Genomic DNA, 18,731 nt, shown 5'->3' with positions numbered 1-18,731 from the left:
TTAAATCACTTGAACTGTTTCAGAAAACGTAGATCGTTCTGAAAAAATAAACGTAAATCATTTACGCCATAAGAAAGCATTGCTAGACGTTCAACACCAATTCCGAAAGCAAAACCAGAGTATTTTTCGGAATCAATATTTACACTACGAAACACATTTGGATGAACCATACCACAACCTAAGACTTCTAACCACTTTCCATCTTTGTCCTTCACATCTACTTCAGCTGAAGGTTCTGTAAATGGAAAATAAGATGAACGAAAACGTACTTCAACTTCTTTTCCAAAAAAATATAATAAAAAATTACTTAAAATACCTTTTAATTGTGCAAAGCTTACGTTTTGATCAACCAAAACCCCTTCTACTTGATGAAACATTGGTGTGTGGGTTGAATCACAATCGTTACGATATACGCGACCAGGAACAATAAAACAAAATGGAGGGCTACCTTTTTTCATAGTGCGAATCTGAACACCAGATGTATGAGTACGTAACATCAAAGTTGAATCGAAGAAAAAAGTATCATGATCAGTTCGAGCAGGATGGTTTCGCGGAATGTTTAATGCATCAAAATTGTGAAAAGTATCTTCGATTTCTGGACCTAACTCAACGTTAAAACCTAAACCAGTAAAAAAATCTTCAATACGATCAATAACGTGAGTGATAGGATGTAAATTACCGTTTTCAATTCGTCTTCCTGGCAAGGTTACATCAATTTTATCGATTGCTAACCTTTCTTGAAGCTCAGAATATTCCAAAACTTTTTTTCGACTTAAAATGGCTTGTTGAATCTCTTTTTTCGCTTGATTAACTGCACGAGCAACAATAGAACGCTCTTCGACTGGAAATTGGCTTAAAGTCCGAAGTTGAACAGTTAGTTCACCTTTTTTACCCAGATACTGCACACGTATTTTATCAAGTAAAAATAGCGAATCCGCAGTTTTAACATCAATAAASGCACTAGCAATGATATCTTTTAGACATTGCATCATCTTTTTCTTCATCTGATAATAACTTCCATATGTAAAGATGTTTAAAGAGGCAATCTACATAGAATATTCAAATTCTAAAAACACCAAAATATTTTCTAGAGAGTTTATATGATAAAAGCATTTATATTTAGATATTTTTTGTTTAAAACGAAATATTCATCTAAACGAGAAGTCATACTATCATGAATAGTATTGAGAATACCTGCTTCTTTTTTAAGAAAGCTTCACTCGTTTGAGCAATTTCAGAAAAATCTTGACTCATCTAAATGAATCCGTAGAATACGTGCTGCTGTAGGGAGATACGAACAGTGGCGTGTTAGCAGAGTGGTTATGCAGCGGATTGCAAATCCGTGGACCTCGGTTCAAATCCGGGACACGCCTCCAATTTTCCTAAATTCTACAATAAATATTTTTTAGTGATGCATTTATTTATCAGGTAGCTGTTGTGCCTTGGTGGTGGAATAGGTAGACACAAGGGACTTAAAATCCCTCGGCGCTTGCGCTGTGCCGGTTCAAGTCCGGCCCGAGGCACCATATTTCTTGTTTCTATGACTTTATTAAAGTTAGCTGAGTTAGCCGATGAGAGTCTCTCCACCCATGTAACTTTGTAAAGCTTCTGGAATGGCGATGGATCCATCTGATTTTTGGTTGTTTTCTAAAATAGAAACCATAGTACGGCCGACTGCTAAACCGGATCCGTTGAGTGTATGAACCAGCTCTGTCTTTTTTCCCTTTCGTCGGAAACGTGTTTTCATGCGACGTGCTTGAAAATCCCAAGCGTTTGAGCAAGATGAAACTTCGCGGTAAGTCTTTTGTGCAGGAATCCACACTTCTAAATCATAAGTTTTACAAACACTAAATCCCATATCTCCAGCACATAGAACTATTTTACGATAAGGTAACTCTAGAAGTTGTAGCACTTTTTCAGCATGATTGGTCAATTCTTCAAGTGCATCCATTGAATTTTCAGGTTGAGTGATTTGAACCAACTCTACTTTATCAAATTGATGCATACGAATGAGACCACGAGTATCGCGACCATAAGAACCAGCCTCAGAGCGAAAACATGGCGTATGAGCGGTCATTTTTATAGGAAGTTCTATTTCATCAATGATACTATCGCGAACTATGTTCGTAACTGAAACTTCAGCTGTCGGAATAAGAGATAATCTACGTGAATTTTTGTTATTTTTGCCTTCAGTCTCAGCATGAAACAACTCTTTGTTAAATTTGGGAAGCTGGCCAGTACCAAATAAACTATCAGAATTAACTAAGTAAGGGACATATACCTCTTCGTATCCATGTTTTGTAGTGTGTAAATCAAGCATAAATTGAGCAACAGCACGATGTAATCGGGCAAACTGCCCCCTCATAACAACAAAGCGAGCACCTGAAATTTTAGTTGCGCTTGCAAAATCAATTCTATTATACCTCTCTCCAAGATCAACGTGATCTTTTACTTTGAAAGTATTAAACTTGGGTTTACCCCAATAAAAAACTTCAACATTATCATTTTCACTTCGGCCACTGGGTACAGAATTATCAGGCAAATTCGGAACAGAAAGCATAATTTCTTCTAGTTCATTTTGTACTTTCACCAACATAGCTTGCTTTTTTTCTAGATCTCTATCCAGTACAGAAATTTGCTTTTTAGCTTCTTGATAACTTTCCTGAGCATGAACACCAATCTCTATCTTTTTAGCAATTTTTTTAGAAATCGAATTGCGAGCAAAACGAAAATTTTCAACATCACTTTGAATCTGTTTACGTTTTTCTTCAAGTTTTCGTATCGTTTTTATATCTAGCTCAAAACCACGACGAGCCAACTTTACCGCCGTTTCGTTTAATTCGTTACGAAAAAGTTTAGGATCTAGCATGTGAATAATTCCTGCGTTATTGGACTAACGAAAGGGCGCAATTTCCGATATATATAAAGCATTAGACTTTTGTGAGTTCCTCAGTCGAGTTTCTCTGATCGTCAACCTCAACTCCTTTAGGAATTACAAATGTAAATCTATCACTATTTGGTTTATTTAAATTAAAATTTTCTAAATTAAACAAAATTTTTTGCCCATCTTCTTCGATAATATTAAAATTTTTCATTACACCTCCCTCATCAATACAAACTTCAAAATGGCTTTGATCCAAATTAGTTTTATTTGGAATCAAAGTAAAATGATCCCCCACATTAATTACATCATAATTCCCTAAAGTACGTATTAAATCACCTGTAAAAAAAGAAAATAAAGTTCTCTCTTCTATTTGTTCTTTCCCTAAAATGCTTACTTGAGAGAGCGCAGGACTATAGTACCACAAATTTTTACCGTCAAATAGTAGCGTATTCTCATCAGGAAGTAGGCTATTCCAACGAAATAGGTTTGGAGAAGCTACTTCTAGAGTTCCTTCTCCCTTCATAACAATGTCTCCATCTGGACTTATCACTCGTTGAAAAAAGTCCACGCTAAATCCATCAATTAGCAATAGTCGAGTACTTAAGTCATTTTTAGGCGTAGCAAAAACAAAAAAGCCAATAAATAAAAAAACGAATAATATTTTCATGACTAAAAAATTCCTAAATCATTCTATTGCTCATTCCTGTCATAGAAGGAATTCACGTACTAATTTCTAATCTACAAAGTAAAAATTCTTGCAGCAGCTAAAAAGTTCAAGTTATGGTTTATTATTCAAATGCAGAAACATACATACTTTAACTTCTGTAAATTCACTTTAATCTCTAATCAACCATAATCACAAGCGTTTTAGATAGAGAGGCAATTTTCTTTCTCGAATTAAGGAGTATATTATTTAATGGGTTTGGAACTTGTCCAGGCTGATTGCAATTTGTAGTTAATAATCAGATGATAGCATGCAATCTAAAGTGCGCAATTAACAATAGAAAAAAATCAACCACTAACATCTAAAGATCGGAACTTATGAATATTGGATTAATTATTACTCTTGTAGCTATTTTGTTAGTACTATTATTGAGCTATAGCGTTATGCTTCAACATAAAGTGAGGTCAGAAGTAGTAAAAAAGCAAAAATCTACCCGTTATACTGCAATTATTAACTCGACTGAAGATCTTATCGGGAATTCTCATTATATCCCATTTAGTAAAAAACTTCTGATTTGTTTAAACAAACGTATTCTTTACGCACTACAAAACATGCTTACTCTAGATCCGAAAAATAAAGAATTAATTCAGCATATTGAAAATATAATGCAGCAAATTTCTCAACTAAAAGATGAAAAAGAAAATGTTGAAAGCACTTCATTTAAAAATCCAACTAATGATAAGCAAGCAATTATTATGTTAAAATTAGTTAAGCGTTTGCGTGATGTCATTCGAAATGAAAATAATAAAGGTCGATTACAAACTCGAGATTACCTCATTGAAAATACTAGGCTAGAAACGATCCAAACGCGTATTAGCATTGAAAATATAATTAAACGAACACATACTGCCATCATTCATGGTCAAGCAGAAACAGCAATTCAATTGATCACAAAGGCTCTCGATACACTTAATTCCAAAAATGACACTTACTCAAATCAAGCCCGTAAAAAACTACAAATTATGTTTAGTGAATTAAAAGAAAAACATTCAGAAAAAAAAGTGAAAGGAATGCCAGAAGTCGAAATAAAAGAACGTCAGTCTGATATGGAAGCTCTTTTTGGTCAGAAAAAAAAATGGTAAAAAAATCCTTTTATTTAGAACAATTAACTGTGTTTTACAAGAAGTTTCCTGTTAATTTCAGCTAAAACTTTTTCTGGTTTACTCGCTTGAGTAATAGGACGGCCTATCACTAAATAATTTGAGCCAAATTTAATTGCTTCCGTAGGTGTTGTAGCTCTTTTTTGATCATCTAACGAATTTTTAGGAAGGCGAATACCAGGTGTAATAAATTTGAATTCTTGATGATCTAACTCATCCTTAATTGTGCTAACTTCTTGTGCTGCGCACACAACACCATCTAAACCTGAATTTAGAGTAAGTTTGGCTAGCAAAGCAACCTGATCTTGTAGCAAAATATCTAACCCAACATCACTTAAGTCGCACTGTTCCATACTAGTCAGTACAGTTACTCCTACTAACCATGGACGCTGTTTTCCATAAGGCTCTAAAATTTTACGAGATTCGGTCATCATACGCTCTCCACCACTTGCATGAATATTTACCATCCAAACTCCAAGTTCAGCTGCTGCTCTGACCGACCTAGAACATGTCTTAGGAATATCATGAAATTTCAGATCTAAAAAAACTGAGAAGCCAAGCTTATGTAATTTACGAACGAAATCAGGGCCAAATAATGTAAACATCTCTTTACCCACTTTTAATCGACAAGAAAGTGGATCAATTTTGTCGACAAAAGTCAATGCATCTATTTGATTACTATAATCTAGTGCAACGATCACTTTTGGGTCATTCATTTTATTTTCCTAATCATTTTCTATTGAAAAGCAATCTATTAGTATTTTATTCTCCGTCTAAACCACGAATATGCTTGATAGTACCCCAACCTTTGCAGGAAGGACAATGCCAATATATAGAGCGAGTGGAAAAACCACACCTTCTACAACAATAATGGGGCTTAACTTTTAACTGTTCAGCAAGCAATTTGTGCAAAGTATTAAAGCTTTCCTTTAGTCGACCTTCCTCTATAGTTTCTAGATGGTAATCCATTAATCTATAAAAACCCTTTATGGTTGGATTTGCTATTAATTGAGATGTTAATAAATCTTTGGCTGCTCCGATATCCTCATGCTTAGCTAATAATTGTGATAACATTAACACAGCTGATACACCTGCTTTTCTTGCAATACATTCACGTAAAAATACAACTAAATCATTCTCCTGACCCAAATGGCGATAGCAATCTGCCAAAGCAGGAAGCATATCCACGACAAAATCTACATCTTGCTCTAGGATCCTTTTCAAGTATTCCATTGCTTTTCGATAATCCTTAAGTTCTAAGAACAATCTACCCAAAGAAATGCTGGCCCTAACACATTTAGGATCTTCAGAAAGAGCACGTTGAAAGTACTGAATTGATTTAGCAATACATTCCTCAGTTTTTTCTTGTTCAGCAAGCTCGCACCAGAAATGAGCAATTGTAGAATGCACTTTCTTTTGACCTAATTTAGTAAGCAAACTAGCATACTGAATTGCTTTACTCCACTCACGAGTTTGCTGATGTATTGCCACAAGTTGCTTCAGCGAAGTTTCTTCATAATCGGGTTCTTTTGATAATTGTTGGAATATTTTTTCTGCCCTGTCTAAAAAACCCGATACCATATAATCCTTAGCTAGTTGTTGAAGTGCTAGATTTTTTTGGTTAATACTTAAACTAGAGTGTGAAATTAAGTTTTGGTGTATATGAATAGCTCGATCTACCTCACCGCGAGAGCGAAACAAATTTCCTAATGCCAAATGAGTGTCAATCGTTTCATCGTTAACTTTCAATAATTCGATAAAGTGATCAATCGCCTTGTCCGACTCTTTAGAAAAAATTAAATTTAAACCGGTAACGTACTGACGAGCAATTTGATTTGAGTGTTCCTGCTTATCTTGCTGGGCACTTTGATTACCCATGTACCACCCATAAACAGCAGCAACAGGCAATAACAAGAAAAGTATTTCAAGCATTTCAATCTGCCGTTCGTTCTTTACTTATACCCTTACTTTGTAGGAATTTTTATTAATAGCAATTTTTTTCAATTGCTTACTTAATTTTCTAATTCGAAATTGAGATTTCAAATGCGAACAACCCAAAATGAGGCAAGCCAACAAAAAACCTACTGTAAAAACAAAACCCAAAAGAAACGACAAATGAAACTCCCTTTTAGAAAAGAGGTAATTAAAAGTCACTATCGATCGATTTTGAGAACCTAACGCAAGAGCAATAAAGAACAAAGCAAATATTAGGAGTACTTTTACAATTTTCATAACTCATTAGAAATAATAATGATGATGAATATCATTATGCAGGAAAATGCATTTGTAAACCATATCTATTAAAAGTTTTCTGAGTATAAAAACGGCATATAAAAAATATGCCACTTGTTTGCAAAATACTTTCTAGATAAACTAAGCAAAATTGACACGTTCTCTCAATTCTTTTCCAGGTTTAAAGTGAGGTACATATTTTCCTTTCAATTTCACTTTATCACCAGTTTTCGGATTACGACCTATACGTGGTTCACGGTAATGCAACGAAAAACTTCCGAAACCACGAATTTCGATTCTACCTCCACTCTCAAGCGTGATCGCCATATATTCAAGAATATTTTTTACTGCATCTTCAATTTCTTTTGCAGACAAATGAGCTTGCTCAGTACAAAGTCGCTCTATCAACTCAGATTTAGTCATAATTTCCCCTCATCGATTTCCTCTCCGAAACTACCAATCTATATAAATAAGGAAAAAAGAAATCTTTCTCTTGGTAATACCTAATATTAAGCAAATGCACCTACCTCAATTAGAGAAGATAAATTTAATTAAGAAGATCAATCACCTTTTTTTGCTGCTTTAAATGCATCTGCCATAGCATTCCCGCCAAACGACCCTTCCTCAGATTGCTTAAGTGTCGCCATTACTTCTTGCTCTTCAGCTTCATCTTTCGCTTTAATTGAGAGATTAACGATACGATTTTTACGATCAGCACCTATAAATTTTGCTTCAATATTATCACCAACATTTAATATCAAGGATACATCTTCGATGCGATCGCGCGAAACCTCAGAGGCTCTTATGTAACCTTCAGCTCCAGAAAGTCGAACAGTAGCACCTTTAGCATTAACTGAAGTTATAGTGCCTTTTACTAAAGTGCCTTTTTTGTTGTCTGCAATATACTCACTAAATGGATCGTTCTCCATTTGTTTAATACCTAAAGAAATACGCTCACGATCTGCATCTACAGCTAAAACTATCGCAGAAATCTCATCTCCTTTCTTATATCCACGTACAGCTTCTTCCCCTGGAACACTCCAAGAAATATCTGATAAGTGAACCAATCCATCAATACCTCCATCAAGACCAATGAAAATACCAAAATCTGTAATGGACTTAATCTTACCACTAACTTTATCACCTTTACTACGCATGTCAGAAAATGACTTCCATGGATTAATCTTACACTGTTTTAAACCTAAAGAAATACGACGACGCTCTTCATCAATTTCAAGAACCATAACTTCAACTCTATCACCGACATTAACAACTTTAGATGGGTGAATATTTTTATTAGTCCAATCCATTTCTGAAACATGCACTAAACCTTCAACCCCTTCTTCGATCTCAACAAAACAACCGTAATCAGTTAAGTTAGTAACGCGACCTGAAAGTCTATGGCAAGATGGATAGCGCTCTGAAATAGCTACCCAAGGATCTTCACCAAGTTGTTTTAGACCCAGTGATACACGAGTACGTTCACGATCAAATTTTAAAACCTTAACTTGTATTTCATCGCCAATGTTGACAACTTCTGAAGGATGCTTGACACGTTTCCAGGCCATGTCAGTAATATGTAAAAGTCCATCAACACCACCAAGATCCACAAAGACACCGTAATCAGTAAGATTTTTGACAATACCTCTTACTTCAGAACCTTCTTGTAAAGCTTCCAGAAATTCATCACGTTCAACACTATTTTCAGATTCAATAACCGCTCGGCGAGAAACGACAACATTGTTGCGTTTTTGATCAAGCTTAATTACTTTAAATTCTAGTTCTCTATTCTCCAAGTGAGTAGTATCTCGAATCGGACGAACATCAACTAGAGAACCTGGAAGAAAAGCGCGTATATTGCTTAATTCAACGGTAAACCCACCCTTTACTTTTCCATTGATAACACCTACAACAGTTTTGGCCTCTTCATAAGCTTTCTCCAGAATAATCCAAGCCTCATGACGCTTAGCTTTTTCGCGAGAAAGTTGAGTTTCACCAAAACCATCCTCAACGGCATCTAATGCTACGTCTATTTCGCTGCCAACTTCCACTTCGAGTTCTCCAGCAGCATTCTTAAATTGCTCCGATGGAATGGCAGATTCAGATTTAAGGCCAGCATCAACAAGCACATAGTCATTTTTAATAGCTACTACAGTAGCTTTAACTATGCTACCTTGTTGAAATTCTGTTTCGTTTAGAAACTCTTCAAAGAGTTGGGAAAAAGATTCAGTCATTTATTTAATCTTCAATGAATTAAACATCCATGGGTATCCTACCGCATGGCCTGTCAAATTAGTTAGTCATAACATCCTTGAGACCAACGTTATTTTACTAAGTATAATTACTTAATTTAATTTAGTTCTAATGTATTGTAGCGCCTTCTCTAGTACTTCGTCGATACTCATAAAAGTGGAATCAAGTAAAAAAGCATCCTCAGCAGGAATTAATGGGGCTACAGAACGATGACTATCTCGATAATCCCTTTTTATCATTTCTTTTAAAATACCCTCAAATTGAACACTTAAACCACGCTTTTTTAACTGCTGAACACGTCTTTTTGCACGCTCTTTAATACTTGCGTTCAAAAAAAATTTAAATTGTGCCGATGGAAAAACAATAGTACCCATATCACGACCATCAGCGACGAGAGCATTTCTGCTTGCAAACGCACGTTGCCTACTTAGCAAAGCCTGACGAACTCTCGGCAACACGGCAATTTTCGACGCTACTACACCTATTTTTTCTGTCCTTAGCTCTTGCGATACATCAATTCCTTCAAAAATCACCTTTAGCAAGCCTTCATCAAAAAGAAACTTCACATCTAAGTGCATCGCCAAAGAGATAAATGAACGTTCATCTAATACTTTATGCTGAATTGCAGCGAGAGCTAAGACACGATAAAGTGCCCCAGAATCCAACAAGTCAAAACCTAATTTTATGGCTAAAGAAGTACAAAGAGTTCCCTTACCGACTCCACTAGGTCCGTCAATAGTAATTACTGTCCTCTCAAAAAGCATGTGTTTCTCCATGAGGATTCGAAAGGAAATGAAGAACAATCCTTATAATCTTAAACATTTAAAAACATTTGTAAATGCAGCTATCATCTAAATATAATATTCAATGTCAGCGCTGCTACGCAAAACGTTTAAGACAGAAGATATCTCTTGATCTGAGTTAAATTTAGTAAGTTGAGCAGCAATTTCGTGATCATAATCAGGGTTAGCTTTCGATTCTGTATTATATAACGCAACGATAATAATATCACCGTTTAAATCCTTATCTTGATAGTAGACAGGTCTACCATCAACAGGTTTTTTCATAGAAAAAACCACATCTGCTAACGATGAGTTACGATCAATTTGTTCAATAGGAGAAAATTTTAAATTGTTTCTCTCTAAAATCTTCTTATCATCTAATTCCAAAGATATAATAAGTTCCTTTGAAAATTTAACTGCTTCTTCTTCAGACCTGATTTGAATAAGTCGAGTAGCAACTGCATCAGAAACTGTCTCTAATGACAATAAAATGGGGTCATGAAAATCTTCTACTCGAATAACAATTAAGTGATCTGGAGAAATTTCAATAATTTCCGAATTTAAACCATCTTCTTTAACTTCTTTTGTTGCTATAGCCTGAAAAACTCCTGGTTTTTTCAAAATTTCTGGATATTCCTTCTGAGAAATAAAACCAGTAGAATAAACTTTTTGATTTATTGCCTGAGCTGCATCATTCAAAGAATAAGGAGATTCAAATGCAGACTTTTCTAACTCGCTTCGTAGCTTATAAAATTCTTCATTAGCTTGTTGAACAGTTAGATCCTCTCGAATTTGATTAACAACCTGCTGATAAGGTTGAATCGATGAACCCTTCATATCGTCAAGTCTAATGATATGATAACCAAAATTAGATTTTACTAGCCCAGATACTTCTCCTAATTCTTTCAAAGAAAAGGCCGCTTTTTCAAATTCATAATCCATTACATTACGCTCAATCCAACCTAACTCCGTATCAACGACACTCTCAGAGCTTTCTTTAGCTAAAAGGAAAAAATCTGTACCAGTATTTAATTTATCAAGAATTTTTTGAGCTTTTTCTCTATTATCACCTCGAACAAAAATTTGACTTACTTTTCGTTGTTCTTCTGAAGTATACTTATCCAAGTTTTTTTGATAATACTCCATTGCTTCATTCTTTTTAATTACAATTTGTTTCTTCAACGACTCTAAAGAAAGCTCGACATATGAAAATTTCATCTGCTCAGGTTGGGTAAAAATATCGGGATTTTCTTTATAATATTCAGCGATCTTCTGATCGTCTAAAGAGATTTTGCTGGAAAAGTTTTCGATCGGTATCGTAATCCTACGTATATTACGAACCTGGGTAATTAGCTGATGATATGCTTCCATTTCTCCCTTTAATATGAAATTACTACTTTGAAGAGCTGGAATCAATTGTTCATACAGTAAATAGCTTCGACGTAAATGTTGCTCAAAACTTTTTGATGAAAGACCAGAGCGACGAAGAGTGTCTCTGTAAACTTTTTTATCAAACTTCCCGTTGTCCTGAAATTCTTCCATATTGAAAATTGTTCTATGAATTTCAGAGTCATTCACTGCTAATCCTAATGATTTTGAATACTTTTCTAGCAATAAATCGTTTATCATACGATCTAAAATTGATCTACGAAAAGATGTAGCATACTTTGGATCTAAGAACAAACTTTCGAAAGTATCTCCCAATTGAGATGTTATTCGGTCGCGCTCGCCTTGATATACTCTTTCTAAATCATTGAGAGTAATTTTAGTACGATCAACCCTCGCAGCAAAACTTACACTATTACTATTCCAATAACTTCCAAAGCCTGTAAACAAAAAGGAAAAAACTATCAAACTTAAAATGGCTTTTACTGCAACACTGTTTTTACTCTGACGAAAACTCTCCATCACAGTTTTATTTCCTTATCTCGAAAAAAACGCACTTTGGCTAACAAAATGCACACATCGGCTGAAATAAATCAAATGATGATGGTATTAGTTGCACGAGTCTCTAAACACTTTACCAGCTTTAAATATTGGTACTTTTCTCTTTTCAATTTTAATCGTTTCACCAGTTTGAGGATTACGACCAACACGATCCGAACGACTACGTACACTAAACGTACCAAAACCAACCAACCCTACATGATCACCTGTACGTAAGGTTTTACTAATGGCTTCAATAAATGCGTCTAAAACACGAGCCGAAGCAATTTTAGAAATATTAGCATCGCCTGAAATTTTCTCTATAAATTGTACTTTATTCACTACATCATTTCCCTTTATGAGCAATAGAATTCCTAATTCTGTCAAGTTTAAATTTCAAAAAAACCTACTTACCCCCAAACAGTCATACGTTACCTCCTTGTAACATTATATTATATGTTTTACGCATTGCCATTTTGAGTATTAAATTTAGCACCTGATGCATCTCTTTCAAGTGCTACGTTCAAAACTTCATCAATCCATCGTACCGGAATAATTTGAAGATCGGCAATTACATTATCAGGAATTTCTTCCAAATCACGTTCATTATCTTTTGGAATTAAAACATTGCTAATCCCACCACGACGAGCTGCTAAAAGCTTCTCTTTTAATCCACCGATTGGTAAAACTTCACCACGTAACGTAATTTCCCCTGTCATAGCTACTTCAGCCCTAACTGGATTTCCAGTTAAACTAGACACCAGAGCAGTACACACTGCAATACCTGCACTTGGTCCATCTTTTGGAGTTGCGCCTTCCGGGACATGCACATGAATGTCGCGTTTTTCATAAAAATCGCTATTAATACCTAGTTTATCTGCACGAGATCGAACAACTGTCATAGCTGCCTGAATAGATTCTTGCATCACATCGCCAAGAGATCCAGTTTGACTAAGCTTGCCTTTACCCGGCATAGCTTCTGTTTCAATAGTTAATAAATCACCGCCGACCTGCGTCCAAGCCAGGCCAGTTACTTGACCAATACGATTGTTATTATCAATTTTACCAAAATCATATCGTTGAACGCCTAAATATTCTTTTAAGTTATTTAAGTTCACCACTATAGACTTCAGATTTTTATTCAAAAGAATACTTTTTACTGCTTTACGGCAAATTTTAGAGATTTCGCGCTCTAAACCACGTACACCCGCCTCACGTGTATAATAGCGAATAATACCGATGATCCCAGAATCTTCAATCTTAATCTCATGAGGTTTCAAACCATTACGTTGCAGTTGTTTATCAACAAGATGATTTTTAGCAATATTTAATTTTTCATCCTCAGTGTATCCAGATAAACGAATGACTTCCATTCGGTCTAAAAGAGGATCTGGAACATCCATTGAATTCGAGGTTGCAACAAACATTATGTCAGATAAATCGTAATCAACTTCTAGATAATGATCATTAAAAGCATTATTTTGTTCTGGATCAAGCACTTCTAAAAGGGCTGATGACGGGTCACCTCGCATATCAGAAGACATTTTATCAATCTCATCTAGAAGAAATAATGGATTTCTCACTCCTACTTTAGACATTTTCTGAATTAGTTTCCCTGGAAGTGAACCAATATAAGTACGCCGATGACCTCGTATTTCTGCTTCATCACGAACACCACCTAATGCCATTCGCGTGTACTTACGACCAGTTGCGGAAGCAATTGAGCGCCCTAAAGAAGTTTTCCCAACACCTGGAGGCCCAACAAGGCAAAGTATTGGACCCTTCAACTTGTTAACACGATTTTGTACAGCAAGATATTCGAGAATTCTTTCTTTAACTCGATTAAGACCATAATGATCTTCATTGAGAATTTCTTCAGCTTTCACTAGATTTTTCTTAACTTTTGAACGTTTAGTCCATGGAACACTAACCATCCAATCAATATAACTACGAACAACTGTCGCTTCAGCTGACATTGGAGACATCATTTTAAGCTTTTGTAATTCTTGAAGTGTCTTCTCTCGTGCTTCCTTTGACATTTTAGCTTCTTCAATCTTCTTCTTTAAGCTTTCAAATTCGTCTGGTGCATCATCCATTTCACCGAGCTCTTTCTGAATCGCCTTGATCTGCTCATTCAAATAGTACTCTCGTTGAGATTTTTCCATCTGTTTTTTTACACGTCCACGAATTCGCTTTTCCGCTTGAAGAATTTCAATTTCTGATTCCATCTGCCCCATTAAAAATTCCAAACGTTCCGTTACATCAAGAATTTCAAGTACTTGTTGTTTATCTACAAGCTTTAAAGGCATATGTGCTGCTATCGTATCCGCTAAACGAGCTGCTTCATCAATCCCATGTAGAGACGTGAGTACCTCAGGAGGGATTTTTTTATTCAACTTAATAAGACCTTCAAACTGATTAATAGCACTATTCACAACTATTTCTTGTTCTTTGTCTGCAAGTTCTGGAGTTTGAAGAAGTTCTACAGCTGCTAAAAAAAAATCATTTTCTTTAAACTGCGTAATTTTAGCTCTCTGCTGACCTTCGACTAAAACTTTTACTGTACCATCCGGTAATTTTAACAATTGCAGTATTGTGGCAACTGTTCCTACACTAAACAAATCTTCTTGAGTAGGTTCGTCGGTTTCAGCTTCTTTTTGAGCAACTAAGAGAGCTTGCTTGTTGCTGTCCATTGCTGCTTCTAAACAATGAATAGATTTTTCTCTACCAACAAACAATGGGATAACCATATGAGGGTAAACTACTACATCACGTAGAGGCAGTACGGGGATCTCGATACGCTCGGAATATTCCAAGTTCATATATTTCTCTCTTTCGCTTTACATTCTATGTACAACCAGTAAGGTTATACATGGGGATTAATATACTGGATTCAACAAAAGGATAAAAAAAGGAGGTACCCAATACCCCCTTCTTTCCTCTATTGAAACTCATTCAGCACCTACTGCTTGATTACCTGAGCTGCTATAAATTACCAAAGGATCAGACTCACCATTTATAACCATTTCGTCAATAACAACTCTACTCGCATCTTTTTCAGAAGGTAATTTATACATTACTTCTAGTAAAACATCCTCCAGTATAGAGCGCAAACCACGAGCTCCCGTTTTACGATCCATTGCTTTTTTAGCAACTGCACACAAAGCATCCTCCCGAAACTCAAGTTCTACATTCTCAAGTTCAAGAAGTGCAATATACTGTTTAGTTAGTGCATTTTTGGGCTTACACAAAATCTCAATTAAAGCTTTTTCATCTAATTCGGTCAAAGTAGTCATGACAGGAAGTCTACCGATGAACTCTGGAATTAAACCATATTTAACTAAATCGTCAGGTTCTACCTGCAAAAGTAATTCATCTACTGTTTTATTTTCATCTTTCGAGCGAATTTCAGATCCAAATCCAATACCTGAAATTGTCGTTACACGTTGCTCAATAACCTGATCCAAGCCGGAAAATGCACCACCGCAAATAAACAAAATTTTAGATGTATCAACTTGTAAAAAATCTTGCTGAGGATGTTTACGACCACCTTGCGGTGGAACTGAAGCTACTGTACCTTCAACAATCTTCAATAAGGCCTGCTGTACACCCTCTCCAGAAACATCACGCGTGATAGAAGGATTTTCAGCCTTACGAGAAATTTTATCGATTTCGTCAATATAAACAATACCCAGTTCGGCTTTTGCTACATCATAATCACACTTTTGTAGCAACTTTTGAATAATGTTTTCAACATCCTCGCCGACATAACCCGCTTCAGTCAATGTTGTTGCATCTGCCATAGTAAAAGGAACATCCAAAAAGCGTGCTAAAGTCTCTGCTAACAAAGTTTTACCACTGCCCGTAGGACCTATGAGCAGAATGTTGCTTTTACCTAGCTCTATATCTGTCATACCAATATTACGTAAACGCTTATAATGATTATACACTGCAACAGCTAATACTTTCTTTGCATAATCTTGACCGATCACGTAGTCATCTAAATGTCCTCGAATCTCTTCTGGAGTAGGTAATATCTCATATTTTTGAGTATTTTTTGGTAATACGCCCTTAACTTCTTCACTAATGATATCATTACAAAGATCAACACACTCATTGCAGATGTAAACGGAGGGACCTGCAATCAATTTTTTTACCTCGTTCTGGCTTTTACCACAGAATGAGCAACAAAGCAGCTTTTTGCTGCTACTCTCTTTGCTGTTATCTGTCATCTGCTAAACCTCATTAGCTTTCATCTCGTCCTGATTTAGAGTGTACACACATTTGAAGAAAATTTCGTTAATTCTTGAAAAAATCCCCACTCATGAGCAAGTGCAGCATATAGAAAATAGAACTTATTTTAGATGCATTAACTCCTTAAAACTTATCTCCTTGTCAACAACGGTTGCTTTAGATACGATCATGTCGATCGCTTGTTCCTCAAGTGCGAGATCACGTATACTGTTCATCATTTGTTCGTTTTGATTAAAGCTGGTAACGATTTTTGACGGTTCTTCATAAGCCGCAGCTAAATCTTTAATTAATAACTGAACCTTATTATCATCGACTTTAATCTTTTCATATTTAATAACTTTATTAAGTATAAGAGAAGCAAGTACTTTGTACTTCGCTTTTTCTTCAAACAATTCAGGAGAACATTGTTTACGGGTAAGATCTAAAATATTAGCAGTTGCACTCCCTACTTTAACTGCTTGTTGATATAAGAAATTCATCTCTCGATCGACCAAAGCCCTAGGCAAATCAACTTGATTTTGATTAATCAGCGCTGCCATAACTTGATCCTTAAGTCGTTTCCTAGTTCTTTCCCGGACTTCACGCTCCATATTTTTACGAATTTCGATGCGAAAAGTATTCAAATCGCCATTAAGTACACCAAATTTTGTTAGAAATTCATCATTAATTTCTGGAACTTGAGGAATCTTGACTTTTTTAAGAGTAATTCTAAACTTAGCACGCTTATCTCGCAGATTTTCTATATGATATTCTGGGGGGAAGACAACCTCGCTCTCGAAACTCTCTCCCGCTACTTTACCAATAATACTCTCCTCAAAACTAGAAAGCAGATGACCTGATCCAATCTCTAGAGAAAAATTTTCAGTTTTATTACCTTCAAATGCTTCTCCGTTTATCAAACCAACAAAATCAATAACTACACGGGTACCTTTTTGAGCAACAGTGTCTATATCAATCCAATGAGTCTTTTGTTTACGTAGCGTTTCAATCATCTCCTCAAGATCTTCATCTCTAACTTGAACTGACGGCTTTTCAAAAGTCAGCATATCCAAACCATTAAGATCGATATTCGGGTAAACTTCAAAAGTTGCTGTAAAAATTAAAGTTGAAGCTTCTCCTTTATTTAATGGAGAAAATTTTGGAATTCCAGCTAAATTCAGCTTTTCCTTTTCAACTGCCTCAAAGAAATAACGTCGCATAGTTTGATCCAGAACATCTTGACGTATTGCTTCACCATACATACTAGAAACGATCTTAATAGGTACTTTTCCTTTACGAAACCCATCGAAATTCCTATTCTTAGCAATATCAACTAATTTGTTTCTAACTTCATCTTCAATCTGAACGCTAGGGAAAGCAATACTTAGACGGTGCTCTAGACCCTTTAAAGGCTCAACAGTAACTTGAATCATTTAAAACCTCGAAACTATAAAAAACAAAGTGTTTTTAAATACACTTCCTTAAATCAGGATAAAATACGTGCTGCACAGCAATCCACTAAGTTCTACAACCTTCATCAAAATCGCTCTAAGACGTTATAGATAGCAGGCTGACTCTACTCTAAAAAATATGCAATTTCAACAGCTTTTCATGAGGAAATCGTCAGAGAATTTTGCAAAAATCTTTAGTTTATTCTATTCCTAAAGGTCAAATAGGTACAAATTTTTATAATGTTTCAGTAAAAATAAGACTTACACTTACTGGAACAGTATCTGAAATAGAAATACCACCAACGGTATCTGCTAATTTTTTCAAATTTTCAATTGGAATTAAAAAATCTCGAGCATTGATAATTATAGGCTGAGTCGAAGAGATACTTAAATATTCTCCAGATTTTACAACTAAAACTGGGACTTGTATTTTACGAGTATTTCCTAGTAACGTAAGATCTAGAGATGTAGTCAATCTAACCGGAATATCAGTTATCTTTGATAAATCAACATTTCCTGATACTCTGATACTTGGATATTTATCGGATTGAAAGAATAATTCGTTCAGTCTTTTATCGCGTATAGGATTTAGGCTATTTAAACCAATTGGTAATATAGCAATGTCAAGCAAGCCGTCATTTTTAATCGATCCACTGAGTGTATTAATCGTAGCAGTCTCAAGAACATACTGTTTTTTAATGGAAACATAACTCACAATAGAGGAATTGTTCAGAGTGTAGCTTGCTAAAGCAGTTGAAAAAAAAGACAACAAAGAAAACAACATCATAAAAATATATTTAATCATAAAACATCCTTAATTTAATATATAATAGCTAAAATTTCCGATTCGGATAGAATCGCTTCCTCAAACTATGAAACTCATAAAACACCTGAAGACAGAAAGCAAGTAAAAATTCTTCCTGGATAAGAACTCAAATTCCTAAATTATCTATGCATTAATTCGAAATTATTGTTATTAAATCTGAAAAGTAAACAAACCAACATCCACATTCCAAAAGTGGGAAAAACAAAGAACATTATTATTCTCATATACACTGTAATTTTACATACAATAAACTAAATTCTACTCGCATCGCACTACTTATAACTAAAAAAACAATTTAAATAATTGCAAATCTTTGTAAA

At 35.2% G+C, this 18,731-nt stretch carries 16 protein-coding genes and 2 tRNA genes; 3 read left to right on the top strand and 15 right to left on the bottom strand.

Going from position 1 to position 18,731, the window contains the following annotated elements; genetic code table 11:
* Positions 1–5: 5 nt before the first annotated feature.
* On the bottom strand, positions 6–989 hold the full coding sequence (gene pheS / locus CF67_RS04600; RefSeq protein WP_034415034.1) for a phenylalanine--tRNA ligase subunit alpha: 984 nt from the start codon (positions 987–989) through the stop codon (positions 6–8).
* 313 nt (positions 990–1,302) lie between these two features.
* Between pheS and CF67_RS04595 the strand changes: the two genes are divergently transcribed.
* Both CF67_RS04595 and CF67_RS04590 read left to right on the top strand, forming a co-directional pair.
* Positions 1,303–1,376: transfer RNA gene (locus CF67_RS04595), tRNA-Cys, on the top strand.
* Positions 1,377–1,439: 63 nt separating this feature from the next.
* A tRNA-Leu gene (locus CF67_RS04590) sits at positions 1,440–1,526 on the top strand.
* Between the two features lie 38 nt (positions 1,527–1,564).
* Here the strand turns inward: CF67_RS04590 and serS are convergent.
* Positions 1,565–2,869, bottom strand: coding sequence for a serine--tRNA ligase (serS, locus tag CF67_RS04585; RefSeq protein WP_034415014.1), 1,305 nt, complete (start codon positions 2,867–2,869; stop codon positions 1,565–1,567).
* Positions 2,870–2,930: 61 nt separating this feature from the next.
* A complete protein-coding gene (gene lolA, locus CF67_RS04580; protein ID WP_034415011.1) occupies positions 2,931–3,551 on the bottom strand; it encodes an outer membrane lipoprotein periplasmic chaperone LolA in 621 nt (206 codons plus the stop codon).
* Positions 3,552–3,925: 374 nt separating this feature from the next.
* Here lolA and CF67_RS04575 point away from each other — a divergent pair, with 374 nt between their 5' ends.
* Positions 3,926–4,690, top strand: coding sequence for a hypothetical protein (locus tag CF67_RS04575; RefSeq protein WP_034415010.1), 765 nt, complete (start codon positions 3,926–3,928; stop codon positions 4,688–4,690).
* 23 nt (positions 4,691–4,713) lie between these two features.
* Here CF67_RS04575 and pyrF read toward each other — a convergent pair whose 3' ends face one another.
* The 12 genes from pyrF to CF67_RS04515 all read right to left on the bottom strand — a co-directional run bounded on the left by pyrF (position 4,714) and on the right by CF67_RS04515 (position 18,390).
* On the bottom strand, positions 4,714–5,424 hold the full coding sequence (pyrF, locus tag CF67_RS04570; RefSeq protein WP_034415009.1) for an orotidine-5'-phosphate decarboxylase: 711 nt from the start codon (positions 5,422–5,424) through the stop codon (positions 4,714–4,716).
* 46 nt (positions 5,425–5,470) lie between these two features.
* A complete protein-coding gene (lapB, locus tag CF67_RS04565; protein ID WP_034415008.1) occupies positions 5,471–6,640 on the bottom strand; it encodes a lipopolysaccharide assembly protein LapB in 1,170 nt (389 codons plus the stop codon).
* A 24-nt stretch (positions 6,641–6,664) separates the two neighbouring features.
* Positions 6,665–6,940: a LapA family protein gene (locus tag CF67_RS04560; protein WP_034415006.1), complete on the bottom strand. Its 276-nt coding sequence runs from the start codon at positions 6,938–6,940 to the stop codon at positions 6,665–6,667.
* Positions 6,941–7,081: 141 nt separating this feature from the next.
* The gene (ihfB, locus tag CF67_RS04555; RefSeq protein ID WP_034415003.1) at positions 7,082–7,363 is read right to left on the bottom strand and encodes an integration host factor subunit beta; all 282 of its coding nucleotides are present in this window, start codon (positions 7,361–7,363) and stop codon (positions 7,082–7,084) included.
* Between the two features lie 137 nt (positions 7,364–7,500).
* Positions 7,501–9,174 carry a 30S ribosomal protein S1 gene (gene rpsA, locus CF67_RS04550; RefSeq protein WP_034414999.1) on the bottom strand — a complete coding sequence of 558 codons (1,674 nt, stop codon included), beginning with the start codon at positions 9,172–9,174 and terminating at the stop codon, positions 7,501–7,503.
* 111 nt (positions 9,175–9,285) lie between these two features.
* On the bottom strand, positions 9,286–9,957 hold the full coding sequence (cmk, locus tag CF67_RS04545) for a (d)CMP kinase (protein WP_034414996.1): 672 nt from the start codon (positions 9,955–9,957) through the stop codon (positions 9,286–9,288).
* 87 nt (positions 9,958–10,044) lie between these two features.
* Positions 10,045–11,883 carry a SurA N-terminal domain-containing protein gene (locus CF67_RS04540; protein WP_052538142.1) on the bottom strand — a complete coding sequence of 613 codons (1,839 nt, stop codon included), beginning with the start codon at positions 11,881–11,883 and terminating at the stop codon, positions 10,045–10,047.
* An 87-nt stretch (positions 11,884–11,970) separates the two neighbouring features.
* The gene (locus CF67_RS04535) at positions 11,971–12,243 is read right to left on the bottom strand and encodes an HU family DNA-binding protein (protein ID WP_034415031.1); all 273 of its coding nucleotides are present in this window, start codon (positions 12,241–12,243) and stop codon (positions 11,971–11,973) included.
* A gap of 119 nt (positions 12,244–12,362) precedes the next feature.
* A complete protein-coding gene (gene lon / locus CF67_RS04530) occupies positions 12,363–14,723 on the bottom strand; it encodes an endopeptidase La (protein ID WP_034414992.1) in 2,361 nt (786 codons plus the stop codon).
* Between the two features lie 129 nt (positions 14,724–14,852).
* Positions 14,853–16,133: an ATP-dependent protease ATP-binding subunit ClpX gene (gene clpX / locus CF67_RS04525; protein WP_034414989.1), complete on the bottom strand. Its 1,281-nt coding sequence runs from the start codon at positions 16,131–16,133 to the stop codon at positions 14,853–14,855.
* Positions 16,134–16,256: 123 nt separating this feature from the next.
* Positions 16,257–17,564, bottom strand: coding sequence for a trigger factor (gene tig / locus CF67_RS04520; protein ID WP_034415029.1), 1,308 nt, complete (start codon positions 17,562–17,564; stop codon positions 16,257–16,259).
* A 256-nt stretch (positions 17,565–17,820) separates the two neighbouring features.
* Positions 17,821–18,390, bottom strand: coding sequence for a YceI family protein (locus CF67_RS04515; protein ID WP_034414987.1), 570 nt, complete (start codon positions 18,388–18,390; stop codon positions 17,821–17,823).
* Positions 18,391–18,731: the final 341 nt, after the last annotated feature.

It is taken from the genome of Candidatus Photodesmus blepharonis, from assembly GCF_000731795.2.
Taxonomy (GTDB): Bacteria; Pseudomonadota; Gammaproteobacteria; order Enterobacterales; family Vibrionaceae; genus Vibrio; species Vibrio blepharonis.
Note: the sequence above shows the minus strand (reverse complement) of the source record. Positions and strands in the feature narration are given on the sequence as shown.

Bases quoted from the DNA above. Each gene is read 5' to 3' on its own strand.
- serS (WP_034415014.1), bottom strand. From the start codon at position 2,869: ATGCTAGATCCTAAACTTTTTCGTAACGAATTAAACGAAACGGCGGTA.
- lolA (WP_034415011.1), bottom strand. From the start codon at position 3,551: ATGAAAATATTATTCGTTTTTTTATTTATTGGCTTTTTTGTTTTTGCT.
- CF67_RS04575 (WP_034415010.1), top strand. From the start codon at position 3,926: ATGAATATTGGATTAATTATTACTCTTGTAGCTATTTTGTTAGTACTA.
- pyrF (WP_034415009.1), bottom strand. From the start codon at position 5,424: ATGAATGACCCAAAAGTGATCGTTGCACTAGATTATAGTAATCAAATA.
- lapB (WP_034415008.1), bottom strand. From the start codon at position 6,640: ATGCTTGAAATACTTTTCTTGTTATTGCCTGTTGCTGCTGTTTATGGG.
- CF67_RS04560 (WP_034415006.1), bottom strand. From the start codon at position 6,940: ATGAAAATTGTAAAAGTACTCCTAATATTTGCTTTGTTCTTTATTGCT.
- ihfB (WP_034415003.1), bottom strand. From the start codon at position 7,363: ATGACTAAATCTGAGTTGATAGAGCGACTTTGTACTGAGCAAGCTCAT.
- rpsA (WP_034414999.1), bottom strand. From the start codon at position 9,174: ATGACTGAATCTTTTTCCCAACTCTTTGAAGAGTTTCTAAACGAAACA.
- cmk (WP_034414996.1), bottom strand. From the start codon at position 9,957: ATGCTTTTTGAGAGGACAGTAATTACTATTGACGGACCTAGTGGAGTC.
- CF67_RS04540 (WP_052538142.1), bottom strand. From the start codon at position 11,883: ATGGAGAGTTTTCGTCAGAGTAAAAACAGTGTTGCAGTAAAAGCCATT.
- lon (WP_034414992.1), bottom strand. From the start codon at position 14,723: ATGAACTTGGAATATTCCGAGCGTATCGAGATCCCCGTACTGCCTCTA.
- clpX (WP_034414989.1), bottom strand. From the start codon at position 16,133: ATGACAGATAACAGCAAAGAGAGTAGCAGCAAAAAGCTGCTTTGTTGC.
- CF67_RS04515 (WP_034414987.1), bottom strand. From the start codon at position 18,390: ATGATTAAATATATTTTTATGATGTTGTTTTCTTTGTTGTCTTTTTTT.